Annotated in this window: 20 protein-coding genes and 1 pseudogene; 5 read left to right on the top strand and 16 right to left on the bottom strand. The window is 49.5% G+C overall.

The window, feature by feature from the left end:
* Positions 1–27: 27 nt before the first annotated feature.
* From NHH16_RS05415 to NHH16_RS05365, 11 genes are all read right to left on the bottom strand, one after another.
* Positions 28–1,818, bottom strand: a complete 1,791-nt coding sequence (locus NHH16_RS05415; protein WP_330643463.1) for a VirD4-like conjugal transfer protein, CD1115 family — start codon at positions 1,816–1,818, stop codon at positions 28–30.
* A complete protein-coding gene (locus NHH16_RS05410) occupies positions 1,815–2,279 on the bottom strand; it encodes a PcfB family protein (protein WP_330643462.1) in 465 nt (154 codons plus the stop codon). Before NHH16_RS05410 ends, NHH16_RS05415 begins: the two co-directional genes overlap by 4 nt.
* A 59-nt stretch (positions 2,280–2,338) precedes the next feature.
* Entirely contained in the window at positions 2,339–2,542 is a 204-nt protein-coding gene (locus tag NHH16_RS05405; RefSeq protein WP_262068567.1) for a hypothetical protein, read from the bottom strand.
* Between the two features lie 3 nt (positions 2,543–2,545).
* The gene (locus NHH16_RS05400) at positions 2,546–3,919 is read right to left on the bottom strand and encodes a DUF3560 domain-containing protein (RefSeq protein WP_262068566.1); all 1,374 of its coding nucleotides are present in this window, start codon (positions 3,917–3,919) and stop codon (positions 2,546–2,548) included.
* Between the two features lie 34 nt (positions 3,920–3,953).
* Positions 3,954–6,035, bottom strand: coding sequence for an LPD1 domain-containing protein (locus NHH16_RS05395; RefSeq protein ID WP_262068565.1), 2,082 nt, complete (start codon positions 6,033–6,035; stop codon positions 3,954–3,956).
* A 14-nt stretch (positions 6,036–6,049) separates the two neighbouring features.
* Positions 6,050–6,886 carry an antirestriction protein ArdA gene (locus NHH16_RS05390; protein ID WP_262068564.1) on the bottom strand — a complete coding sequence of 279 codons (837 nt, stop codon included), beginning with the start codon at positions 6,884–6,886 and terminating at the stop codon, positions 6,050–6,052.
* The gene (locus NHH16_RS05385; protein ID WP_262068563.1) at positions 6,876–7,949 is read right to left on the bottom strand and encodes a DNA cytosine methyltransferase; all 1,074 of its coding nucleotides are present in this window, start codon (positions 7,947–7,949) and stop codon (positions 6,876–6,878) included. The genes NHH16_RS05390 and NHH16_RS05385 overlap by 11 nt, the downstream gene beginning before the upstream one ends.
* Positions 7,943–8,218, bottom strand: a complete 276-nt coding sequence (locus tag NHH16_RS05380; RefSeq protein WP_262068562.1) for a helix-turn-helix domain-containing protein — start codon at positions 8,216–8,218, stop codon at positions 7,943–7,945. The genes NHH16_RS05385 and NHH16_RS05380 overlap by 7 nt, the downstream gene beginning before the upstream one ends.
* Before the next feature lie 14 nt (positions 8,219–8,232).
* On the bottom strand, positions 8,233–9,168 hold the full coding sequence (locus NHH16_RS05375) for a DUF3991 and TOPRIM domain-containing protein (protein ID WP_262068561.1): 936 nt from the start codon (positions 9,166–9,168) through the stop codon (positions 8,233–8,235).
* A complete protein-coding gene (locus NHH16_RS05370; RefSeq protein ID WP_262068560.1) occupies positions 9,152–9,562 on the bottom strand; it encodes a hypothetical protein in 411 nt (136 codons plus the stop codon). Before NHH16_RS05370 ends, NHH16_RS05375 begins: the two co-directional genes overlap by 17 nt.
* 139 nt (positions 9,563–9,701) lie before the next feature.
* Positions 9,702–10,127: a pyridoxamine 5'-phosphate oxidase family protein gene (locus NHH16_RS05365; RefSeq protein ID WP_262068559.1), complete on the bottom strand. Its 426-nt coding sequence runs from the start codon at positions 10,125–10,127 to the stop codon at positions 9,702–9,704.
* 97 nt (positions 10,128–10,224) lie between these two features.
* Between NHH16_RS05365 and NHH16_RS05360 the strand changes: the two genes are divergently transcribed.
* Entirely contained in the window at positions 10,225–11,157 is a 933-nt protein-coding gene (locus tag NHH16_RS05360; RefSeq protein ID WP_262068558.1) for a helix-turn-helix transcriptional regulator, read from the top strand.
* On the opposite strand, the gene NHH16_RS05355 is transcribed toward NHH16_RS05360, so the two are convergent.
* A complete protein-coding gene (locus tag NHH16_RS05355) occupies positions 11,158–12,159 on the bottom strand; it encodes a replication initiator protein A (protein ID WP_262068557.1) in 1,002 nt (333 codons plus the stop codon). It lies immediately after the preceding gene.
* A gap of 206 nt (positions 12,160–12,365) precedes the next feature.
* On the opposite strand from NHH16_RS05355, the gene NHH16_RS05350 reads away from it, so the two are divergent.
* Together NHH16_RS05350 and NHH16_RS05345 are read left to right on the top strand one after the other, a co-directional pair.
* Positions 12,366–12,935: a site-specific integrase gene (locus NHH16_RS05350; protein ID WP_330643469.1), complete on the top strand. Its 570-nt coding sequence runs from the start codon at positions 12,366–12,368 to the stop codon at positions 12,933–12,935.
* 177 nt (positions 12,936–13,112) lie between these two features.
* Positions 13,113–13,562: pseudogene (locus NHH16_RS05345) on the top strand (lysine--tRNA ligase); the annotation flags it as partial.
* Positions 13,563–13,672: 110 nt separating this feature from the next.
* On the opposite strand, the gene NHH16_RS05340 reads toward NHH16_RS05345, so the two are convergent.
* The 4 genes from NHH16_RS05340 to NHH16_RS05325 form a co-directional block, all read right to left on the bottom strand.
* The gene (locus tag NHH16_RS05340) at positions 13,673–14,698 is read right to left on the bottom strand and encodes a Gfo/Idh/MocA family protein (RefSeq protein WP_262068555.1); all 1,026 of its coding nucleotides are present in this window, start codon (positions 14,696–14,698) and stop codon (positions 13,673–13,675) included.
* Between the two features lies 1 nt (position 14,699).
* Positions 14,700–15,668, bottom strand: a complete 969-nt coding sequence (locus tag NHH16_RS05335) for a sugar phosphate isomerase/epimerase family protein (protein WP_262068554.1) — start codon at positions 15,666–15,668, stop codon at positions 14,700–14,702.
* A 13-nt stretch (positions 15,669–15,681) separates the two neighbouring features.
* Positions 15,682–16,764, bottom strand: coding sequence for a Gfo/Idh/MocA family protein (locus tag NHH16_RS05330; protein WP_262068553.1), 1,083 nt, complete (start codon positions 16,762–16,764; stop codon positions 15,682–15,684).
* Between the two features lie 135 nt (positions 16,765–16,899).
* Positions 16,900–17,763: an AraC family transcriptional regulator gene (locus tag NHH16_RS05325; protein ID WP_262068552.1), complete on the bottom strand. Its 864-nt coding sequence runs from the start codon at positions 17,761–17,763 to the stop codon at positions 16,900–16,902.
* A gap of 97 nt (positions 17,764–17,860) precedes the next feature.
* Between NHH16_RS05325 and NHH16_RS05320 the strand changes: the two genes are divergently transcribed.
* Positions 17,861–18,880 carry a LacI family DNA-binding transcriptional regulator gene (locus tag NHH16_RS05320; protein ID WP_262068551.1) on the top strand — a complete coding sequence of 340 codons (1,020 nt, stop codon included), beginning with the start codon at positions 17,861–17,863 and terminating at the stop codon, positions 18,878–18,880.
* Between the two features lie 180 nt (positions 18,881–19,060).
* Complete coding sequence (locus tag NHH16_RS05315) at positions 19,061–20,314, top strand: ABC transporter substrate-binding protein (RefSeq protein WP_262068550.1); 1,254 nt, start codon at positions 19,061–19,063, stop codon at positions 20,312–20,314.
* The last annotated feature ends 10 nt before the right edge of the window (positions 20,315–20,324 follow it).

Genomic DNA, 20,324 nt, shown 5'->3' with positions numbered 1-20,324 from the left:
GATGCAGACAGCACCCTCCCGGTGCCTTTATGCCGGCGATTCCGCTGATTCCACAGCGCCCACCTCATATACCTCGAAGACATCCTCCGGCTTGGTTCGGAGCCGTGTTGACAGGTATTTCTCGATGTTGAAGGCGTTGCGCTTATCGGCATCGGACAGGTACTTGTAGTTGGGATGCTTTAGCAGGTCGAACTTATCCGAGAGGAACGGCCGCTCGCCGCGAACCATGCAGATACACTTGCCGCCATCCATGACGGCAAGCTCGTCCACGCTCATGAGGTCTTTTCCCACCTTGGAGAAATTCTTGCCGTGGCTCTCGGATTGGCCTTTGGTGACGCTGGTGTTGTATAAATCCACCGTCTCTTTGCCCAAAAGCTCCGAAATCTCTTTGAGCGTGCCCTTCTCCTTTCCGCCGAGAAACAGGGTGGTATCCATGTTACCCACGATAGTATCTGCGTGGTCCTTGTACAAACCTTTGAGCTGGGATTGGGATTGGAGGATGACGCAGGCGGAAATCTCCCTGCTGCGGATGGTAGCGATAAGCTGCTCAAAATTGGGGATTTTGCCCACGTTGGCAAATTCATCGAGAATACAGCGCACATGCACTTTCAGCCGCCCGCCCTCGGAGGCCCCGGCCTTGTCGCAGAGGGTATTGAACATCATGGAGTACATCATCGCCGGGATGAAGTTGAAAGCCGGATTGGTATCGCTGATAATGACGAAAAGCGCCGTCTTTTCATCGCCGAGGGTGTCGAGCTCCAATTCATCCACAGATAGCAGGTCCCGCACCGCCTGGATGTCAAATGGTGCAAGCCGGGCGGCGCAGGAAATCAAAATGGATTTTGCCGTCTTGCCTGCGGCGAGCTTGTATTTCTGATATTGCCGCACCGCGAAGCAGCCGGGCTTTTCCTCCGCCAGCGCCTTGAAAATCAGGTCGATGGCGTTCTCGAACTGGTCGTCGTCCTCCCGGACCTCCATTGCGTTGATGAAATCGCAGAGGGTGCCAAAGTGCTGTTCCTCCGGGGGCGCCTCATAGTAGAGGTAGGCGATAAGCGCAGTATAAAGCAAGATTTCTGCTTTTTCCCAGAAGCCGTCGCCGCCCTTTTGGTCGCCGGTGGTGTTGGCGATGAAGGTCTTTACCAACGTCAAAATGTCGGTTTCGTTCTTGATGTAGGCGAAAGGGTTAAACCTCATGCTCTTGTTGAAATCAATGGTGTTGAGCACCTTGATACGATAGTTGTTGCGCTGGAACAGCTTGCCGCACTCAACCAAAATCGTGCCCTTGGGGTCCGTGCAAACATAGGAAGAATGAAGCTGCATGAGGTTCGGCTTGCAGAAAAACCTCGTTTTGCCGGAGCCGGAGCCGCCGATCACCAGCACGTTTTTGTTGCGGGCGTACTTTGGCTGCTTGGGCCTGCTGTTCATGGTAAGGGATTCCGTCGCCGTCAGGATGATGTTCTGCTCCGGCACAGGGTCGATGTATGGCTTGATGTCTTTTTCCGTGCCCCACCGGGCGCTGCCGTACTCCACATCCTTGCGGTATTTCTTGGCGTTTTTCTTCTTGCTGCGCACCACCGCGTAGATGATAGCGGCGCCCGCCGCGCCTACAAGCAGGTCGAAGGGCATAAAGGAAGGCAGGGGATTTGCCATCACCCTGCCCAGCGTGGACATGCTGCCCATCAGCTTTCCCATCATATCGGCACCCTCAGCCAGCCGGTACGCCTCGCCCAGCTTGTTTGCGAACCAGAAGACGAGAATGTAGGGGAAATTGGGAAGCAGATACTTTTTCAGATTGCCGGTAATGTCCATCTTCTTCATAGCTCCGGACCTCCGCGTTCCTTGTGCTTCTGGCGGTCCACCACCTGATTCTTCACAAGGTCCACCATCTTGCGCAGCAGCTTCACCACGGAAGGCCGCTGTGCGCTGCGCTTCATGGTTTTGGCCGTGAACTCGGAGAAGGCGGCGGTCATGGCGTCGGCGTCCCGCGCCTTGAAGAACACAATCCATTTGGGCGGCATGGTGGAGGAATCCTTTTTGAGCGCGAAGTCCACGCCGTATTTTCGGGCGTACCGCTCAAAATCACGGATGCCGCTTTTGGATACGTCAATCGAGGTGACGCCGGCGTTCTGGCCTACAAGCTGCTTGACGGTCTGCTTGCCCTTGTAGGCGCCCGGTATTTGCTTTTTCTGCTTCCGGGCTTTCTGCGCCGCGAGAAACTTTTGCAGAGCCTTGGCAAGCAGCCGCCCGGTGAGCTTGGCGCCCTGGACAGTGACAGCCACCGCCTTATCATTTACCTGTTCATGTACAGCAATAAATATCAGCTCCCTTCAAAAAGTTGTTACCGCATATGGTCTGCCACATATTCCCGCGTCTCGCCGTTGGAGAAGGTGACGGCCACCGAGTAGGGATACTCGTGGATGCCATGATTCTTCACCACAACGGAAACTGCCGCCAGATGCGATTCCTCACACCGGACGGCTTCCTCATGGCCGGGATATTCTCGTTTGCAGACGCCGCAGCGGTAGGTGATGATGGGCGGCATGGGTCAGAGCTCCGGGCCGGATTTTTTCGGCTCCGGTTTGTCGGGCTTTTCGGCGGCGTTTTTGGTGACGGAATCCTTTGCGGCAGCCAGCTTATCCAGCGCGGACGGTCTTTCCTGCGGCGGCGGCTCCGCCTTGTAGAAGGTGTTGCCGTAGGTATCGTTGATGCTGAACCGCCACTGGCCGCTGTAGGTTTTGACCGGCTTGCGGGTGATAGGCTTCTCGTCTGAATCCAGAGGCTTTAGCCGAATGGTGGTATCGGTGGCCTTTACAATTTCATAGACAATCTCGGTCGTCTTGACATCGTGGAGACCGTTACTGTAATCGCGGTGTACCGCCGTGAACTTCTCGCCGACCTCGAAGGGATGGGTAGGCGGTTTCTTTTCCTCCGCCTTGATGATTTCGCTGATTTCGGCGTATGCGGCTTTTAACATGCCGCCCTTGGCGCCTCCGGTCAAAATCTTAAATCCCACATTCTGCGGCCCGGTGCTCAAAATCTCCACCGGCCCCCAGCGGGGTATATTGGCAATGTACCCCGGCTTGACATTCTCCTTGCTGAACCGACGGCCGCCCAAATCATCGAGGCAGTTTTCGAGATAGCCCTGCTTATCCATCGCCTTTTCAATAAGCTCCAGCTCACGGCTAAGCAGGCCCTTCACCTCGTCGGCGGTAATAACCTCACCGCTGTATTTCTTTCTTTCCACGCCGTTCTCAATGTCAGTTAGGGCTTTTTCATAGCTGACGGCATTCTTTTCTCTGGCCCGAATCTCTTTTTGGCACTCCTTGATTCGCCGGTCCAGATAGGCCGGGTCGCTGAACTGCGCCTGCGAAGCGGTTCCCCGCGCTGTCACCGCCCTGTCGATAAAATACTCGCTTTTGCGGTATTCCTCAAAGCCCTTGTGGTAACGGTTATACAACCGCTCCCTGTAATTCGTGAACGCCCTGCCCGCCGAGCTGTTGATATTGGGCTGCGTGAAGAAAGAAATATCGCCGCGCATACTCTCCAAAGGCTTTTGAAGCTGCTCTGCACGTCCCGCGGCGTTTGCGGCGTAACCCTCGTACCGGTCGGCCCGCGCCTCGGCGCGCTCGGCCTGCCGTTCAAGCTGCTCCGCATAGGAAAGGCGTTCACCTTCCCGCTGCTCCCCGGTGAAGCCGAGCTTTTCCGCCACCTGTTTTGCGCGCCACAGGTTCGGCTCCTTGGCGCGGCTCACCCAGCATTTACCCTTGCCGCTGAACAGGAACGCGCCTTTTAGCTCGCGCTTCTGCTCGTCCGTCATTGCCGCATATTCTGATTTATCAAAATGCAGCTCAATCTTGGTGCTCTCCAAGTTGAAAATGTAGTGTCGGGGGCTGGGGCCCGTCGAATTGTTTTCTGCCATGTTTCACCTCCAAGTTGTAAAGGCGGCCCATCGCTCAAAGCTCCGGGCCTTTGGTTTTTGGCTTATCCGCCGCCTGTTCTGGCCGCTCTGTTTTGCTAACGGCTTCCTTGGCGGCAGCCAGCTTACCCATAACGGAGGGGCGTTCCTGCCGGGGCAGGGAATCGAAGGAAAGCTGTTCGCCCGGTGGGTCCGGTCCGATTTCCGGCGCGGCGCGGGGGGATGCCTGCCGCTCCGAGGGCGGCTCCGCCTGCGCATGCTCGTCGTGGGTGAGATACTGCTGTAATTTCAGCTCCGCTACGATTTCATCGAATACGGCGTTGATAGCCCGGCGCTCGTCACCCTCCGGGTACGCTTTCAGGATGGAGAGATTGCCGTCCCTGTCGCTGTCAAAGGCGATTGCGCATTCCGCGTGCCCCGCCAGATAATCGGAGCGGCCCGGCAGGGCGTCCATGACGTAGGTTGCGAAGGCCCGCGCCATCATTTCAACATTGCTGTCCCAATAGCCGCCGTCCTTCTCGGAGATTTCGCCCATGCGCTTTGAGCTTTTGTAAAACTCGGTGGGAACCTTGCCGATGGTGGGCTCCGATGGCGCGGACATGCCCTGCAGGATGTGTTCAAAGGTGTGCAGCCGGTCCCGGTCCTCCTTTGGAATTACCCGGCCGGTGACGCTCTTTTTCAAATCATTCAGCTTGTCCACGCTGCCGGGCTCGCCGCTCAAATACGCCGTTTTCAATATTTCATACTCGGCGAGAGCCTTGTCGTCGCCGGCGCGGTTCAAGGCGGGGAGCATCGCGTTTTGCAGCCAGCCCTCGGCGTTTTTCCGTGTTCGGGCATCCTGCGCCCCGGCGCGGGCCGCCGCCTGTTCCGGCGTTTCCGGCTTGTATTTAATGGTGTCTATCAGCTTTGCCATGAGCGGATGCTTGCGGGGATTCTCCGAAAGCAGGCCGCCCGCGCCCAGCTTTCCGCCCAGGTGGTCGTCCAGCCCGTGCCACCATTCATGCGCCAGCGAGCCCGCGCCGTTCATCTTGGTTAGGTTGATGACCTGCCGCAGCGGTTCATAGTGGGCGACGGCGTTTCCGCTGCCACGAGCGCCAAAGGCGATAGAGAGGGAGCCGCCGTAGGAAACATCCCGGTCGCTGATTTTCAGCGCGGCGGCAAGGTCTTTGAGGGCGTCGAAGCCCATGTTGAGGGACGCCTGCCGATCGTTGTGATTCATCCAGTTTCCGAATTCACCGCCGCGAAAGCCGAAGGTGTCGAGGTAATCCTGCCCGGTGGCGTCCCTGCCGCGCCGGTAGTCTGGCCCATCCCGCCGCACCGCCGCAAGCTGCTTCGGCACAAACCGCTTCTTGCCGCTCGTGGCGCGCTGCTTGGCAAAATCCTGTACCCATTTCAGCGCATCGGCTTTCGTGGCAAGATTGGTTTTGATGATACGATGGCCCTTTGCGACATACCATGTATCCGGCTTCCAATCATCATCCTTGGACCATGTGTTTTTACCGTCATTGTGGCGAATCTCATACCCCTTGGGGACCTTATCCTCTTTGGATACGCCGAACTGCTGCTTGGCGGCCTTCTGAACAAAATTCCGCTGGTAGGCATATTCAGAGGAAACATGAAAGGCGTTTACCAGCTTGTTTGTGATAACCGGATTGTTCTGTCCCTTTTCCGTCCACCCATACCGCGTGCCGCTCATCCCTTCCGCTATCTGCTCCATGTACCCGTTGTCAAGACAAAAGCGCCGGTAGGCCGCCATGACATCGGCCTTTGTTTTCACGCTGTCCATGATGCCTTGTACCTCGCGGACGGTATCAATGTACTGCTCCTGCCGGGCAAGGCGCTTTTCGGGAGCCTCGTCGCCATAGAGATACACCGGGGAGGCGGGAAGGCTGTCCCGCACGGTCTTGAAGAAAAAAGCCACGTCAACAGGCATTCCGCTGTCGATCATGGCCTGATAATCGGGCTTGCGCCAGATATTGTCCTTTTTAACGTACTTGTCGGCCTCTCGCCCGTTCATGCCCGCCAGGTCATCGGAGAGAAGGCCGCGCTCCTTCCACAAATCTTTTTTTGCGCCGCCGATTTTCTCGCCGAAATCCTCATGCTGTACCTGCTTCGCCATACGCCCGCCCCTCCTTAAAGCTCCGCGTCATGGGATTTTGAGGGATGGCCGGTCCTCTCGGAGCCCTGCTTCTCCGCCGCCTCCTTTGCGGCGGCCAGTTTATCCATGACGGAGGGGCGCGCTGTCGGTTCCCGCTCCGGGTAAGCGAATACGGGATACTCGACATCGTGGCGGCCACTGTACAAATCTACATATTCACCGGGATTGATTTCCGTCAAATAGCCGCTGTCAGTGAACACACCGTTTTCCGCCTGCACCAGCTCACGGCCGTAGGCTGCGCTATCGAAGTGGCTTTCAAGCCGGGTTATGTACCCGGCCAGCTCGCGCATATCCGGGTCGGGCGAGTGCTCCAACCTTTCAATCACGCCGCCAAATTCATCCTGCGCCATGGTCGCCAAAAACTCACCGTACATTTCTGCGCTGTACGATGGCTGCAAATAGAAGCAGTCCATGTTCTCGGTGACATTGATAATGTCAGTCAGGCTTTCGCAATGCCGGCCGCTCTCCATAACCGCCGCGAATGTTTCGAGGCCATAGGCTTTTTCCACGACCTCTATCCGCATGGCGAGATGATTGATTTCATCAATGTCGGCGCCCACAGGCAGGCGGTCACGCAATGCCGGAACACTCGTTTCATAATCAGTAATGTAATATTGCTTGTGTTCCACCCCGTCCACGCCGATTTCCTTTAGCGTGGCCTGTATATCCTCTTTGGTGGTGGGAAAAGAGTGCCACTTGCGCGCAAAGTCGCTGTTTCTTAACCTTTCCAAATCCGCAAACATGCTTGCCATATCATCGGTATTGACGATAAGGGCGCGGATTGGCGCGCCACGGCTTTCTTCATTTGCCATTCAAACCCTCCTTTTGTTGTAACAGCACGGCAGCGCCGGCCATGATATATTCGGCGCAGCCGAGCACGATAGAATTGCCCAGCGCCTTGAACCGGGCGCTGTCGGAAATGCGCTGCCCCTCATGCCCGAACTTGGTCCAGCCCACAGGCAGGCCCATCAGCATTTCAAATTCGGTGACGGTCAGCTTGCGGATATAGTCTTTCTCCGGCGCGTCGGGAAAATGGACGGCAATCACCTGATAATCCCCGGTGAGCAGGGTCGGGCAAGGAGCGCCCGGCTTGCCAATGGCCGAGAGGAACATCTTCGGGTCATGGTACTGCACCGCGCCCCGCATCTTACGGGTGTGGAAGCATCTTACCTCGGCATGATGCCGCCCTGCTTCCGAAGAACCGCCTCCACGGTCTCCGGGAAACGGCAGCCCGCTTTCTTCGCCATCGCCAAGTATTTTGTGCAGAGGAAGGGGGTTAAAAAGGATTTCCGAGGCGCGTTGTCCTCGATAATCTGCGACAACGAACACGCGCTCCCTTGATTGGGCGCTTTGGAAATGCTGGGAGTCCAAGAGCCGCCAAGCGATTTCGGGGCAGCCGTCCGGTACCAGACCGGCGGGCGCCCATTTTCCGTTATCAGGCATTGGAATTTCGCTGTCTGCGAAGGCTTCAAGCACGGTCCTAAAATCCGCTCCCATTGCTGAGCTGAATGCCCCTGCGACATTTTCCCAAATGGCGAGCTGGGGATACTGTCCATCGGTTGCACACCTCATTTCGTTTATGATTCGGATTGCCTCGTAGAAAAGCCCGGATTGCTCCCCGGCAAGCCCATCACGGTTCCCGATTTGCGAAAGGTTTTGGCAGGGCGAGCCGAAGGTCAGGATGTCCACCGGGGGAAGCCGGCCGCCGTGAAGCTGCGTGACGTCGCCCACATGCTCCATGTAGGGGAAATGCCGCTTAGTGATGGAGATGGGCGCCTTTTCAATCTCGCTGGCCCACAGCGGCCGGATGCCATGCTTTGCCGCCGCCAGCGGAAAGACGCCGATGCCGTCAAAGAGGGAGCCTAACTTTAGCAATCAGCGGGTTCCTTCCGTGTCGTGATGTGCTCGATGACCTCCGGGCAGGTATCGAAAATCTGCATCAGCCTCCGGGAGAGGCCGCAGGGCTTGGCGGCGCCGGTGGTCCACAGGCGAACCGTGTGCGGCGTTACGTTCATCAGCATGGCGAAGGCCCGCTCGTTCAGGTCGTGGCGGGCCATGAGTTTTTTCACGGAGGCCGGGCTGTATTCCGGTACTTTGGAAAGGCCGGATATGGTTTTCATGGTGAGGGCGTCTTTGTTTTTCATCAGAAATCACTTCCTTACATAGAAATGGCCGCCTCCTTGTGGGGGCGGCTTGCTTGCTTTTGTTCCTGCCGGATATTTTGAAGATGGGCGTTGTAATCCTTGCCGGAAGCTGGTGGTGTATTGGTGACGATACAGCCCTTTTCCCGAAGATGTTTTGTGAGCCGGGCCGTGGCGCGCCTCCCTACCCGGTCATTGTCGAGGCAGAGGTTGACGCAACGGATATGGGGATGGTCGCTCAAATACTGGTCCAGCGCCCTTGCCGAAACGCCGCCGAGTGAAAGGTGATGCTGCAAGCTCCACAGTGACCGACGAAGGGCGGCCGCGGAGAGCAAATCCACCGGGGCCTCGTACACGTTGAGGGTGGTGTTGCCCGCAATCCGCGCCGGGATGGAGAAGGAAAACCGCTTGTCGCTGCCGTCCAAATCCTTTTTCCAATCGCCGGATGTGCCGCGCTCGCAGGCGAAGCGAACCTTGCCCTCGGCGTTTCGGCCCACAAACACGCAGTTGTGATGCCTCCGGCTCTCGTACAGGATGCGCTGATTGATGCAGGCGGTGATTACCCCCTTGCTAATACCGCGCCCCATCAGGTAGGCGGTCAGGCGGTGGTTGTTCTGGTTGGGCATGGGCAAGCAGAGCAGCGGCTTGGGCTTTTCGGGAAGGGGCGCCGCCTGCTGATATACCGGGGCGCTCCTTCCGTCTGCCAGAATACCCACGGCCTCTTTGAACTCCAACCCGCGAACCTGTACCAAGAAGTCCAGTGCGTTATTACTGCCGATACCACGGCTGAACCAAAACCACTTTCCGTTTGAGATTTTCAAACTGTCGTGCTCCCGCAGGCAGTATTCGCGGGGGGCGGTTTTCCTGACGCTGCTCGGCTCATGGGCTTCGAGATACGAGAGCAGGTCAACCGAGCGGGCGGCGGCAATCTGCTCGTCAGTGAGGGAAGACAATACCGTCACCCTTTCGCAAAATGGCGTCTACCGCATCCTTTAGGCAAATCCCGCTTCTCTCGTCGTAGCAGATGAAGCCATGCCGGGGATATGAGCAGCCCTCACATTCCGGCTTGAAGGTGGCGAAGACGCCGAAAGGATTTTCCGGTGGCTCCGGCTCGTATTCCTCCAGCTCGCCCGCCGCCTCCATGATGCCCTGCACCATGAGCAGCGCCGGACGGTGGTAGGTTTCGCACTCGTCAGCATCGCGCACCGCCTCGATGAAGGCCGGGTCTTCGAGCAGGTCGTTCATGTTTTCGAGAATATGGGGGCAATGGAGATGGGGGCAGCCCTCGTTCTCGATTTCCGCGCAGAAGCCGCAGTGAAGGTGCTCGTACTTGTATTTGAAGCTCATAATAAAACCTCTTTCATTTTGATTTTTGGCACAAAAAAAGCCCGAAAAGGATTTCTCCAATTCGGGCGGTGCTGACGGCGGTATTCAGTTTTATAGCAGCGCCTATCTTTTCAGACAGGCATTTCTCGCGGACTATTGGCTATACATTGACTTTTTCCGCCGGATTCATGCCTGCTGTTACGTATGCCTCATCAAAGCAGATTTCGTATATATCCATCATCGAGCCACCTTCTTTGATTGTGTCCGCGTTGCCCGGATACTTCTTTGCAATAATGGCAATGATTTCATCAAGGCTGACACTTGATTTCTGTACGGTTCCGAATATCCGCACCTGCGCATCCGCTTCCGGGCTTTCGGGAATGGGCATACAAGCCACATATGGGTTTTCCGCGAACTCCTTCACTTTCTGGTTTCTATTAAATGTGGTAAAGAACACTTTTCCTGCCCTGGCGGGGTCATAGGCAAACGTGACAACCCGCACATTGGGTTTGTTGTCAACGCTGGTGGCGAGCGCCATATTGATGGATTTCTGCATGACCTTTTCAAATAAATCTTTCATTTCCATGTTCTATCTTCCTCCTTCGGTTGGTAAGACTACAATACCACATAGCATTGACATCAGTATGTCAGGGTTTATAATTAAAGCAAAAAGGATTGTTTTGATGAAGTTACAACGGCTTATCGCCATACTGACGGCACTTCTGCAAAAAGATTGCATCAGCGCGAGCTGGTTTTCTGATAAATTCGGGGTGAGCGTGCGGACAATATACCGGGATATTGAGGCGCTGGAAAGTGCGGGGATTCCCATTGTGACGCAGACAGGTGTAAACGGCGGCTTCTCCATCATGGAGGGCTACAAGATTGACAAAAAGCTGTTCACCCATCAGGATATTGCCACGTTGCTTACCAGCCTGTACAGCGTGTCTGGATCGTCCATCTCTACAGCCCAGATGAACCAAACGCTGGAGAAAATCAAAAGCCTGATTCCCGAAGAATACCACCGTTCCATTGAGCTTACATCCAAACAGCTATACATTGACATCTCGCCATGGCTGAGCAACCCGGTCATCACAGAAACGCTAAAGGTAGTGCAGAAATCACTTGCGGACAATCATGTTATCCGTTTTGATTACCTCGGCAGGCGTGAATCTTCCGCGAACCGGACAGTAGAACCGCACCAGCTTGTGCTAAAAGAAAACAATTGGTATCTGAAAGCATGGTGCCGGGAAAAGCAGGAGTTTCGCACCTTCAAACTTAGCCGTATCCGCAATCTGCAAATCACGGGGGAATCATTTGAACCGCGAGAATTTGTAAGCGGCATGTCTGATTTTAAGGATTGGCAGAGCGAGCGCAGCATCCTCATCGACATTGTGATCACCGAGGCCCTGCGGGAACGGGCCCTGGATTATTGCCGTGAAGAAACCATGACCGAATTAGACAGTGGCAAAATCGCGATTCACTTTCCATTCATAGAGAGTGATATGGGATATGGCGTCTTGCTTAGTATGGGCGCGGAGTGCGAGGTAATCCGTCCCGTTCACGTCCGGGAAGAGCTTATTCGGCGTATAGAGCAGATGCGAAAAACCTATCCCTGATTATAGACCGGAACCGTACAAATCGTGACTGACCTCGGCCCTGTAGTAGCTGTCGATGGTGACCGGGGCATTATAGAGCGTGGTGAGCAGATAGGATTTTATGTTGTAGACCTTGCTGGTGTTCTTGTCGATACAGTCGAAGGCATACTCGATGTGCTGGCTCGATAGTTTCAACAACCGGCTTTTTACAACCTCCCTTGGAAATTCATCCCCGGCTACACGAATGTATTCACGTTTGGAACAAATGGCCTCCAGCATGATTTCCACAGCTTCATCCAGCCGCTCCCTGTCGTACCGCTGGGAAAGGATGTCGTATTCGATGTTGTCCATAACCATTTCACGGTACATTTCCATCCTATCCATCCCATCAGGCCGGGGAGCATCGCGGGAGCGAGCATCCGGAGGACGGGGTGGTATTGATGGATAGATGGATGGATACTCCGTCTTGATGATATTGTTTTCGTTCAAATCAGTATTGCTATATTCAGTATCATTACCCTCTGATTTTCGGAAGTCTTGACCTCTGTTTTTCGGAAATCCAGACTTCTGATTTTCGGAAGTCAAGACTTCTGTTTCCCGGAACCCTTGACTTCCGGGATTCGGAGGTAGAGGATTCCGGTTATCTGGCGGCGTGCCGGTGGCAGGGGCGGTAAACTTTTTCACATAGATGAGGGTGGGTTTGCCTTGGCCGCGCTTCACACGCTCTATGAGGCCGATGCCCTTGTCGGAATCCAGCTCGGCAAGCAGCTTGACGGCTTTTTCATGCTTGCAGCCCATATACTCCTGCACATCCTCTAAAGTGAAGAAGATGAACACGCGGTTGGACTCGTCCACCCATCCGTTTTTCATGGACAGCGCCATGCGGTCCAGCATCAAGCCGTAAAGTATTTTTGCGCTGTCGGATAGAATCTTGTAGCGGCTGTTGGTAAAGAGAACCTTCGGCAATCTATAGAATGTGTACTGCTCGGATTCGCTTCCGTAATGATAATCATGTTCCGGCATGGCGTGTCCCCTCCTTTCCCGGAAATAGAAAAAGCGCCTCGCTAAAAAACGAGGCGCTTACGCTGGCGATATATTGAAATGCTGCTGAACCCGAACCTGCCCTCCATTTCCATGATTTTTAGTCTTTTACACGATTTGGCACGGTTACTGATTTAGGACAAAATCAGCGAAACCCTTGTGTTGAGCGGGTTTTCTAACTTAGTCCTATTATATCGCCATCATGGGATGATATTGATTATGAAAATCGGCTTATAGACATTAATCATAGCGTGGTATATCGTTTTATGGAAAATGGCAAATCCGAATATCATGTTTCAACGCCAAAAACAAAAGCAGGAACAAGAGTTATTCCGATGATGGAAGCGGTGTATCAAGCCTTTCAAGATGAGTACGAGGCTCAAAAAGAGAGAGGATTCAATATGGCAGTAATTGATGGAATGAGTGGCTTTGTTTTTGCCAATCGTTTTGGGGGAGTCCACAATCCGGGAACCATCAATAGGGCGATTCGGAGAATCTACGAGGCGCATAATGCTGAAGAGATTGTTGAAGCGAAAAAACAGAAGCGCCAGCCCATAATAATTCCTCATTTCTCGTGCCATCACATGCGGCATACGTTTTGCACTAGGTTTTGTGAAAATGAAACTAATGTTAAAGTTATTCAAGCCATTATGGGTCACAAGGATATTACAACAACAATGGACATTTATGCAGATGTAACACAAGATAAGAAGACGGAAGTGATTAATTCACTTGAAAAAAAGGTAGCTATATTCTAGGAAAGGGTCCTGGTTTGTAGTGAGCAGGTAATATACCTGATATCAAAATCCGAGAATGACATCAAAAAGACATCAATTTCATGTATTTTGGTGGACTAATATGGACTGGCATTTGAGGAGCAATCCCTGAGAAAAAGAGCAATATGGGCTCTCGTGGTGTTTGGTGGAATAAGTCAACTTCCATTCCCCACAATGAAGAGCCTTGGCGGTAGCGATAGTGCTAAGAAGGAAGATAAGCCTGCCGTAAAGATTGATTTCTCGAAGGTGAAAATCGAGCCTTTATTTGAAGAAATGGTGGATTTTGAGACCTTCTCTAAGTCAGACTTCCGGGTTGTAAAAATCGAAGCTTGCGAAGAGGTACCGAAAAGCAAAAAGCTTCTTAAGTTCACTTTAAATGATGGCAGCGACAGGAAGCGAACTATCTTAAGCGGTATTCGTGAATATTACGAGCCTGAGGAACTAGTTGGTAAAACCGCGATCGCAATCGTAAACCTACCACCAAGACCGATGATGGGTATCGATTCTTGCGGCATGCTAATCTCCGCAGTACATGAATACGATGGAAAAGAAGCGCTGAACCTACTGCTGGTGGATGATAGTATCCCGGCAGGGGCGAAGTTATACTAGAAGAGAATAATACAAATAGGGTCCGAACAACTCGTGAGAGTTATTCGGACCCTATTTATTGTTGTGATATGAATATAATAGTTCATCGTTACCTAAGGCTTTAAATTTGTTTATCTTTTTAAGATATCATCCATGAGTGTGAGAACATGTAATACTTCTTCATTTTTGACAAGAGGTTCAGCATTACTATTCACCACATGATAGAAGTTCTGATAGAAGCTTTGATTCATCTTTTTTCCGGAGGGAAGTTCTTTTTTAATGGTGCTTTCTTCGGAGGGAGGAGCCATGGTCTTGGTAAGTCCTACTCCGGCTTTTATAGGTGCAGGGGGAACAAGACCTTGAGTTTCTCTTGCAATCACCATTTCGCCATGGAGATCCCAGTCTGAGATTTTTGCGGTTCCGTTGGTACCTTTGATGTACCAGCGGTCTAATTTGCAATAGTTTGTCGTACCGACTTCCACAAGAACCTTTATATTATTTTTAAAAGTGACATAGGATATAAATCCGTCGTCGACCTCATTTCCAAGAATAAAACTAAGGTCTGTTTCGATGCTTTTGATAGGGGAATCAATCATCCAGAGGAGCTGGTCAAAGAGATGGACGCCCCAGTCTAAGAGCATTCCCCCTCCATGTTTCTTTTCATGACGCCAATCCCCAGGGATACCATTCGCTCCGTGAACCCGAGACTCGATTTGAAAAATCTCGCCAAGTTCTTTAGTTTCATATAATTCCCTCAGAATTAGGAAGTCGGGATCCCAGCGACGGTTCTGGTGTACCATAAAGGTTTTGCCGGTAGATGCTATTACTTTTTGAACCTCTTTAAACTCCTGAGGGTTCATGACAGCAGGTTTTTCACAAACAACATGTTTTCCGGCTTCCATCCCTTTAATAGCCAGTTCCTTGTGGGAGTCGTTGGGGGTGGCGATTAGGATGACGTCTACACGGGAATCTTTTAACATCTTATCTAGACTTTTGTACACAAAGAGACCATCTTGGGCAGCCTGGGCTTGCCTTTTGGTATCAATATCGTAGATACCAACTACCACAAACAAGTCGTTTTCATTGGCTAAAATTGTGTTTACGTGGTAAGAGCCCATGCCACCGTATCCAATTACGGCTAGATTTAATTTAGTCATTTTAAGCCCACCACATTTCCGTTGGTAAATCGTTAATCATAACAGAACGAAGATTTGTAATCGCTCGATTTAGGCCTTCATCAATGGACATAATGGGGTCTTCGTGCTCAATGCTAAGTACATAGTCATATCCGTAAATACGAAGAGCAGAGACAATATCTGACCATATTTTTAAGTCGTGACCGCATCCGACAGAACGGAAGGTCCACGCTCGTGTTTTCACATTATTGTATGGTTGCATATCTGTTAGACCATGAAGGTTGATATTGTCTTGATCTAGGTATGTGTCTTTCGCGTGAAAGTGGTGTATGGCCCCTGCTTCACCTAGGATTTTTATGGCGGCAACAGGGTCGATTCCCTGCCACCATAAGTGACTTGGGTCTAGGTTACAGCCAATCGTAGAGCCTGTTGCATCTCGTAAGCGCAGCATGGTATAGGGAGTGTGTGCAAGGAAGCCACCGTGTAGTTCGATTCCGATATTAACCCCAGCAGCTTCGGCTTCTTGATGGATGTCTTTCCAGTAGGGAATCAGTTTTTTCTCCCACTGATATTCGTAGCTATCTGTATATTCGGTTGGCCATGGAAGGATAGGCCAGCTCACTTGTGTGTCAGTAGAGTTTCCACCTGCAACACCAGAAAAACCATTTACCACAGGTACATTCATAAGGCTTGCTAGTTTGATGGTTTTTCGAAGAAGTTGGTCTGCTTCGTCGGCTATATTTTTATTCGGAGAAATCGGATTATGGTGGCAGCTTAAGGCAGAAATTTCTAAGCCTTTATCTGTCAATTTTGCCAAATACTCTCTTCTAGCATCTTCAGAGGTCAAGAGTTTATCGATATCGAGATGGGCACTCCCTGGAGAGCCACCAGTCCCGATTTCAACCATGTTTAATCCTCTTTTGGCAACCTCGTCTATCATTTCTTCAAAAGATAAGTTGTTAAATAATGGTGTAAATACGCCTAGTTTCATTGTGCTATCCTCCTTATTCGTGTTCAATGTATACTGGTTTTCCGGTTTTTGCTGATTCATAGATAGCTTCTAAAATCCGAGTTACAATGTAAGCCTCTTCTGGCTTTACGATTGGCTCGCTGTCATTTAGAATAGCATTGATAAAGGATTGGGCTTCTAATACCTCGGGTTTCTCTCCTGCCTCATCATAGAAATCAACACCTCCAGCTTGAAGTTCTATTTGCTTTTCATATAAAAGACTGTGATCTTCACCGTTTATAGTGAGACCGCTATTCATATCGGCACCACCTTTAGTTCCCATAAGAGTTGTTTTGGCTTCTTTTGTATCCAAGCTATTTAGTGCCCAGCTAGATTCGAGGAAAATACTGGCACCATTTTCCATAACGATATAGCCAAAAGCAGAGTCTTCAACAGTAAACTTCTCGGGTTTCCAAGGTCCCCAGGCATTGGCGGCATTTTGAGTTTGTGACAGCTCGTGGTACGTGTTGCCAACGACATACTTGGGTTTGTAATTATTCATCATCCATAGAGTTAAATCAAGGGCATGGGTACCAATATCAATAAGGGGACCACCGCCCTGCGCCTCTTCATCTAAAAATACACCCCATGTAGGAACGGCTCTGCGGCGTATGGCATGAGCTTTTGCAAAATAGATGTTTCCCAAGGCGTCCTCTTCACATATTTGATGCAGATAACGTGAATCAGTGCGAAAACGATTTTGATAACCGATGGTTAACTTCATGCCCGTGCGTTTGCTTGCTTCCAACATTTCCATAGCCTGTATGGAGGTTTTGGCCATGGGCTTTTCGCACATAACATGGCAGCCAGCTTCCATCGCCGATACAGAGATTAGGCTATGGGAGTCATTGGGGGTACATATATGTACCAAGTCCAAATCTTCCTTCTTTAGCATTTCTCGGAAATCTGTGTATACGGTTGCAGCCGACGTTCCGAATTCTTCTTTTGCCTTTTGAGCCCTTTCAGGGATTGTGTCACAAAATGAAACCAGTTTTGCTTCCGCTACTTCTTTTAAGGCGGGCATATGTTTTCCGTTGGCAATCCCACCACAACCTATTATCCCAATTTTTAACGTCATTATATTTCCTCCTAAAAAGCATTTTCCTTGTTATGAGCACATTATATCCTGTGAATAAAAGTAAATCTTCCCGTTTTAGCATCAAATCTTCCCGAATATTGACACAATAAAAGTAGACTCATTACGAATCTACTTTTATTCTTTCATTTTTTTACTATATTTTAAAGGTGAGAGGCCTACTTGCTTTTTGAAAACGTGGTGAAAGGTTTTCACACTAGAAAAACCCGCTCTTTCGGCTACATCAACCATGGGTAGTTTATCATTTGCTAAGAGAAACTTAGATTGTATGATTCGATATTCGGTGAGGAATTGCATAAAGGTTTGGCCGGTATTTTTTTTGAAAAAACGTGTGAAGTAATGAGGGCTAAATCCAATTTTAGCGGAGACCTCGTCTAAGGTAAGCGGCTCATCATAGTGCTTCTCAACAAAATCAAAGATAATGTTGAGCTGATCTAGGGTTTCCTTGTATTTCATCTCATATGATTTTTTTTGCTTCTTTGTGGTAGCTCTTATCGGCACCTGCTGATACATTAGGCCGATTACTTGATTGAGAAGTCCAGTGATATAGTAGTTATATCCTTTTTTCTTCTCTTCTAGAGCGTTGTAGGCCTCCGTTAGGAGATGTATGAACTTCTCAGTAAAGTCTTTGGACCAGCTACGACTGCAGGGTTCGCTCTTTTCAAAAAGCTCGAAAAGGCTTTCTAAATCTTTGCCTAGAAGTGTCTCGTTAAAGATTTTTAAGTCGAATTGCCATACGTAGCGCTCGCTCCCAGGAGAGGCGAGAAAGAAATGGGGTTCACCACTGGCAAAAAAGTATACCTCGCCCTTTTGCAGCTCGATGATTTCATCTCTTACCCCAATATTTAATCGCCCTTTAAGGATGTATATTATTTCAATCTCTTTATGAAAATGTGGGTAGGTGATTTCCATACCATCGTGTAAAAAGGTGCGAAAGGAAATGTCTTGATCGAATGCGGGGATTTCTAAATATTTGCTCATATACGTTCTCCCATAGTTTTATTGCGACTAGTATACTATTTGGTGCAAGCAAAAGCAAATTCTGCTATAATTGTCTGAAAAAGAGGAAAGGTAGGCTATGATTCGTTTACAGGATATTGCAGAGATAGCAGGGGTTAGTCGCACAACCGTGTCGAATGTGATTCAAGGTCGTACAAAAAGAGTGTCGCAAAAGACAATTGATAAAATTACCAAGATTATTGATGAGCAAGGGTATGTCCCCAACATGGCGTCGATGAGTTTAACTGGAAATGTTTCTAAAATTATAGGCATAGTTACGTACTCATGGATTCATGGTATGCATGCCACAATGGATTCTTTTGTAGGGGAATTTATTGGAACGATTGCCCGAGAGGCTGAGGAAAAGGGCTATTATATTATGCTAATCGGTGGAGAAGATTATAATAATGTGGTATCAGTTGCCTCAGCTTGGAATATGGACGGTCTTATTATACTAGGATATTCCGAGAAAGAGCATGATATTCTAAGGAAAAAACTGAATAAAAAGATGGTATTGGTAGATACTTATGCTTCAAAAGAATATACATTTCAAAATGTCGGAGTAGATGACTATTCAGGCGGGTATCAGATTGGCGAGTATCTAAGGGAGTGTGGCTACAAGAAGGCGGTTATGTTTGGGGAGTCGGATGAAGCAAGTGATTATTATCGATGGCTTGGCTTTAAAAAGGCGATGGAAGAAGAAGGTGGATATTGTAGCAAAGCGAGATTTATTGTGGGAAGTACTAATAAAAGGGAAAGGATTTATCTTTATGAGAAGCTGATTCCGCAGTTTTTGGAAGCGAAGGCAGTTGCTTTTACTTCAGATTATACAGCGATTGAAGCAATGAATTTCTTTCATGATTTAGGTATTAAAGTGCCGGAGCAGATATCAGTTGCAGGCTTTGATAATTGTATAAGCGCAACTTTAGTGCGTCCAAGGCTTACAACTGTGAATCAGGATGTTTCGAAGAAGGCAAGGACAGCATTTGAATGCCTCGTTCGCCTGATTAGGGGAGAAGAGCTTGCTGAAAAGAATATCAGACATGAAGTAAATTTGATAAAAAGAGAGTCGGTAAAAGATAGGAAGAACACTTTTTAAGAGGTGTTCTTCCTATTTTGTTTAATTTCAACAAAGTGACAAGAAGTTTTTTGTGACAAAAAGTAGTTTCTCATGAAACCTATTGTGAAATAGAGGGTTCTGGAAGTATGATTAGGGCGTGAAGAGTGTTGGCCACACTACATAGATGTAAGTGTAAGAATAGAAAAGGAGTGCAAGAGTATGAAAAAGAAGATTGTTAGTTTATTACTAGTTAGTTCGATGGTGTTAGGTCTGCTAACGGGTTGTGGTGGAAACGGCGAATCAAAAGGAAAAGAGCTTGAATTATTTTTGAATAAGGCTGAAAATAATGCGATTATGCAGTCTTTAGTAGACGAATTCAATGAGACCCAAGAAGAGGTTAAGATTAAGGTGGTTGCGCCAGCGGATGCGGAAACGGTGCTAAAAACTCGGATGGCCAAAAACGATATGCCAGATATTTTGGCAATTGGTGGAAATAATATGTACACGGAATTACAAAGCGCTGGTCTTTTAGAGGACTTATCGGACAAGGCGTATGTGAATACGATTCAGGACGCTTATTTACAGATGGTTTATGATATTAATAAAGAGAAAGAGGAAAAGGCGTATGGCATACCTTATGCAACGAATGCATCGGGAATACTTTATAACGTGGATAAATTTGAACAATTAGGATTAACGATTCCGACTACATGGGAGGCGTTTTTGACAACAATGGAGACAATAGAGGCCGCAGGAGAAGAGCCGTTATTGCTAACCTATAAGGATACGTGGACGGTACTTCCGTCTTGGAATAGTATGGCCCCGGATCTTCAGCCAGAGGGTTTTACAGACGATCGCAAAGCGGGAAAAACTACATTTGTAGATACGCATAAAGAGATTGCAGAAAAGTATTTGACTATTTTAGATTATGCACAGGATGATTTTATGGGAATGACCTATGACGACGGAAATAAAGCCTTTGCAAATGGACGAGGGGTGATGATGATAAATGGAAACTGGGCAATTAATCAGTTCCACAATGCAAATCAGGATTTCAGAGTGGATATGTTTGCTTTTCCGGCGGCAAGTGATGAGTCTAAAAATTATGTTACGTCAGGTGTGGATGTACTGTTAGCTATTTCTACTTCCAGTGAGAATAAGGAAGTGGCTGAGGCGTTTGTTGAATTTATGCTAAAACCAGAAAACGCTCAAAGATATATTGATGATCAATTTGCGTTTTCGCCAATTGAAGGAGTTGAACAACAAGATCCATCGGTAAATGGGATTCTAGAGGACTTAACGAATGGAAAGGTTGCGAATTTCCCGGATCATTATTACCCATCAGGTTTTGACCTTTCTTCTCTTTTGTCGGAATTCTCTTTGAATTATGTAAATGGTATGGACGACAAAGAAAATATTCGAACTCTGTTAGAGCAATGTGATGAGAAATATGATGTGGCAAATGTCGAATAGTAAGTAAATG

The sequence above is a fragment of the Ohessyouella blattaphilus genome, from assembly GCF_024721265.1.
GTDB lineage: Bacteria > Bacillota > Clostridia > Lachnospirales > Lachnospiraceae > Aequitasia > Aequitasia blattaphilus_A.
The sequence above is the reverse complement of the archived record's forward strand: the minus strand, read 5'-3'. Positions and strand labels throughout refer to the sequence as shown.

Coding starts and splice junctions, on each gene's coding strand:
- NHH16_RS05380 (WP_262068562.1), bottom strand. CDS start 8,218: ATGAAAAACAAAGACGCCCTCACCATGAAAACCATATCCGGCCTTTCC.
- NHH16_RS05335 (WP_262068554.1), bottom strand. CDS start 15,668: ATGAAACTAGGCGTATTTACACCATTATTTAACAACTTATCTTTTGAA.
- NHH16_RS05355 (WP_262068557.1), bottom strand. CDS start 12,159: ATGCCGGAACATGATTATCATTACGGAAGCGAATCCGAGCAGTACACA.
- NHH16_RS05390 (WP_262068564.1), bottom strand. CDS start 6,886: ATGGCAAATGAAGAAAGCCGTGGCGCGCCAATCCGCGCCCTTATCGTC.
- NHH16_RS05405 (WP_262068567.1), bottom strand. CDS start 2,542: ATGCCGCCCATCATCACCTACCGCTGCGGCGTCTGCAAACGAGAATAT.
- NHH16_RS05315 (WP_262068550.1), top strand. CDS start 19,061: ATGAAAAAGAAGATTGTTAGTTTATTACTAGTTAGTTCGATGGTGTTA.
- NHH16_RS05395 (WP_262068565.1), bottom strand. CDS start 6,035: ATGGCGAAGCAGGTACAGCATGAGGATTTCGGCGAGAAAATCGGCGGC.
- NHH16_RS05400 (WP_262068566.1), bottom strand. CDS start 3,919: ATGGCAGAAAACAATTCGACGGGCCCCAGCCCCCGACACTACATTTTC.
- NHH16_RS05325 (WP_262068552.1), bottom strand. CDS start 17,763: ATGAGCAAATATTTAGAAATCCCCGCATTCGATCAAGACATTTCCTTT.
- NHH16_RS05370 (WP_262068560.1), bottom strand. CDS start 9,562: ATGAGCTTCAAATACAAGTACGAGCACCTTCACTGCGGCTTCTGCGCG.
- NHH16_RS05365 (WP_262068559.1), bottom strand. CDS start 10,127: ATGGAAATGAAAGATTTATTTGAAAAGGTCATGCAGAAATCCATCAAT.
- NHH16_RS05320 (WP_262068551.1), top strand. CDS start 17,861: ATGATTCGTTTACAGGATATTGCAGAGATAGCAGGGGTTAGTCGCACA.
- NHH16_RS05360 (WP_262068558.1), top strand. CDS start 10,225: ATGAAGTTACAACGGCTTATCGCCATACTGACGGCACTTCTGCAAAAA.
- NHH16_RS05330 (WP_262068553.1), bottom strand. CDS start 16,764: ATGACGTTAAAAATTGGGATAATAGGTTGTGGTGGGATTGCCAACGGA.
- NHH16_RS05415 (WP_330643463.1), bottom strand. CDS start 1,818: ATGAAGAAGATGGACATTACCGGCAATCTGAAAAAGTATCTGCTTCCC.
- NHH16_RS05340 (WP_262068555.1), bottom strand. CDS start 14,698: ATGACTAAATTAAATCTAGCCGTAATTGGATACGGTGGCATGGGCTCT.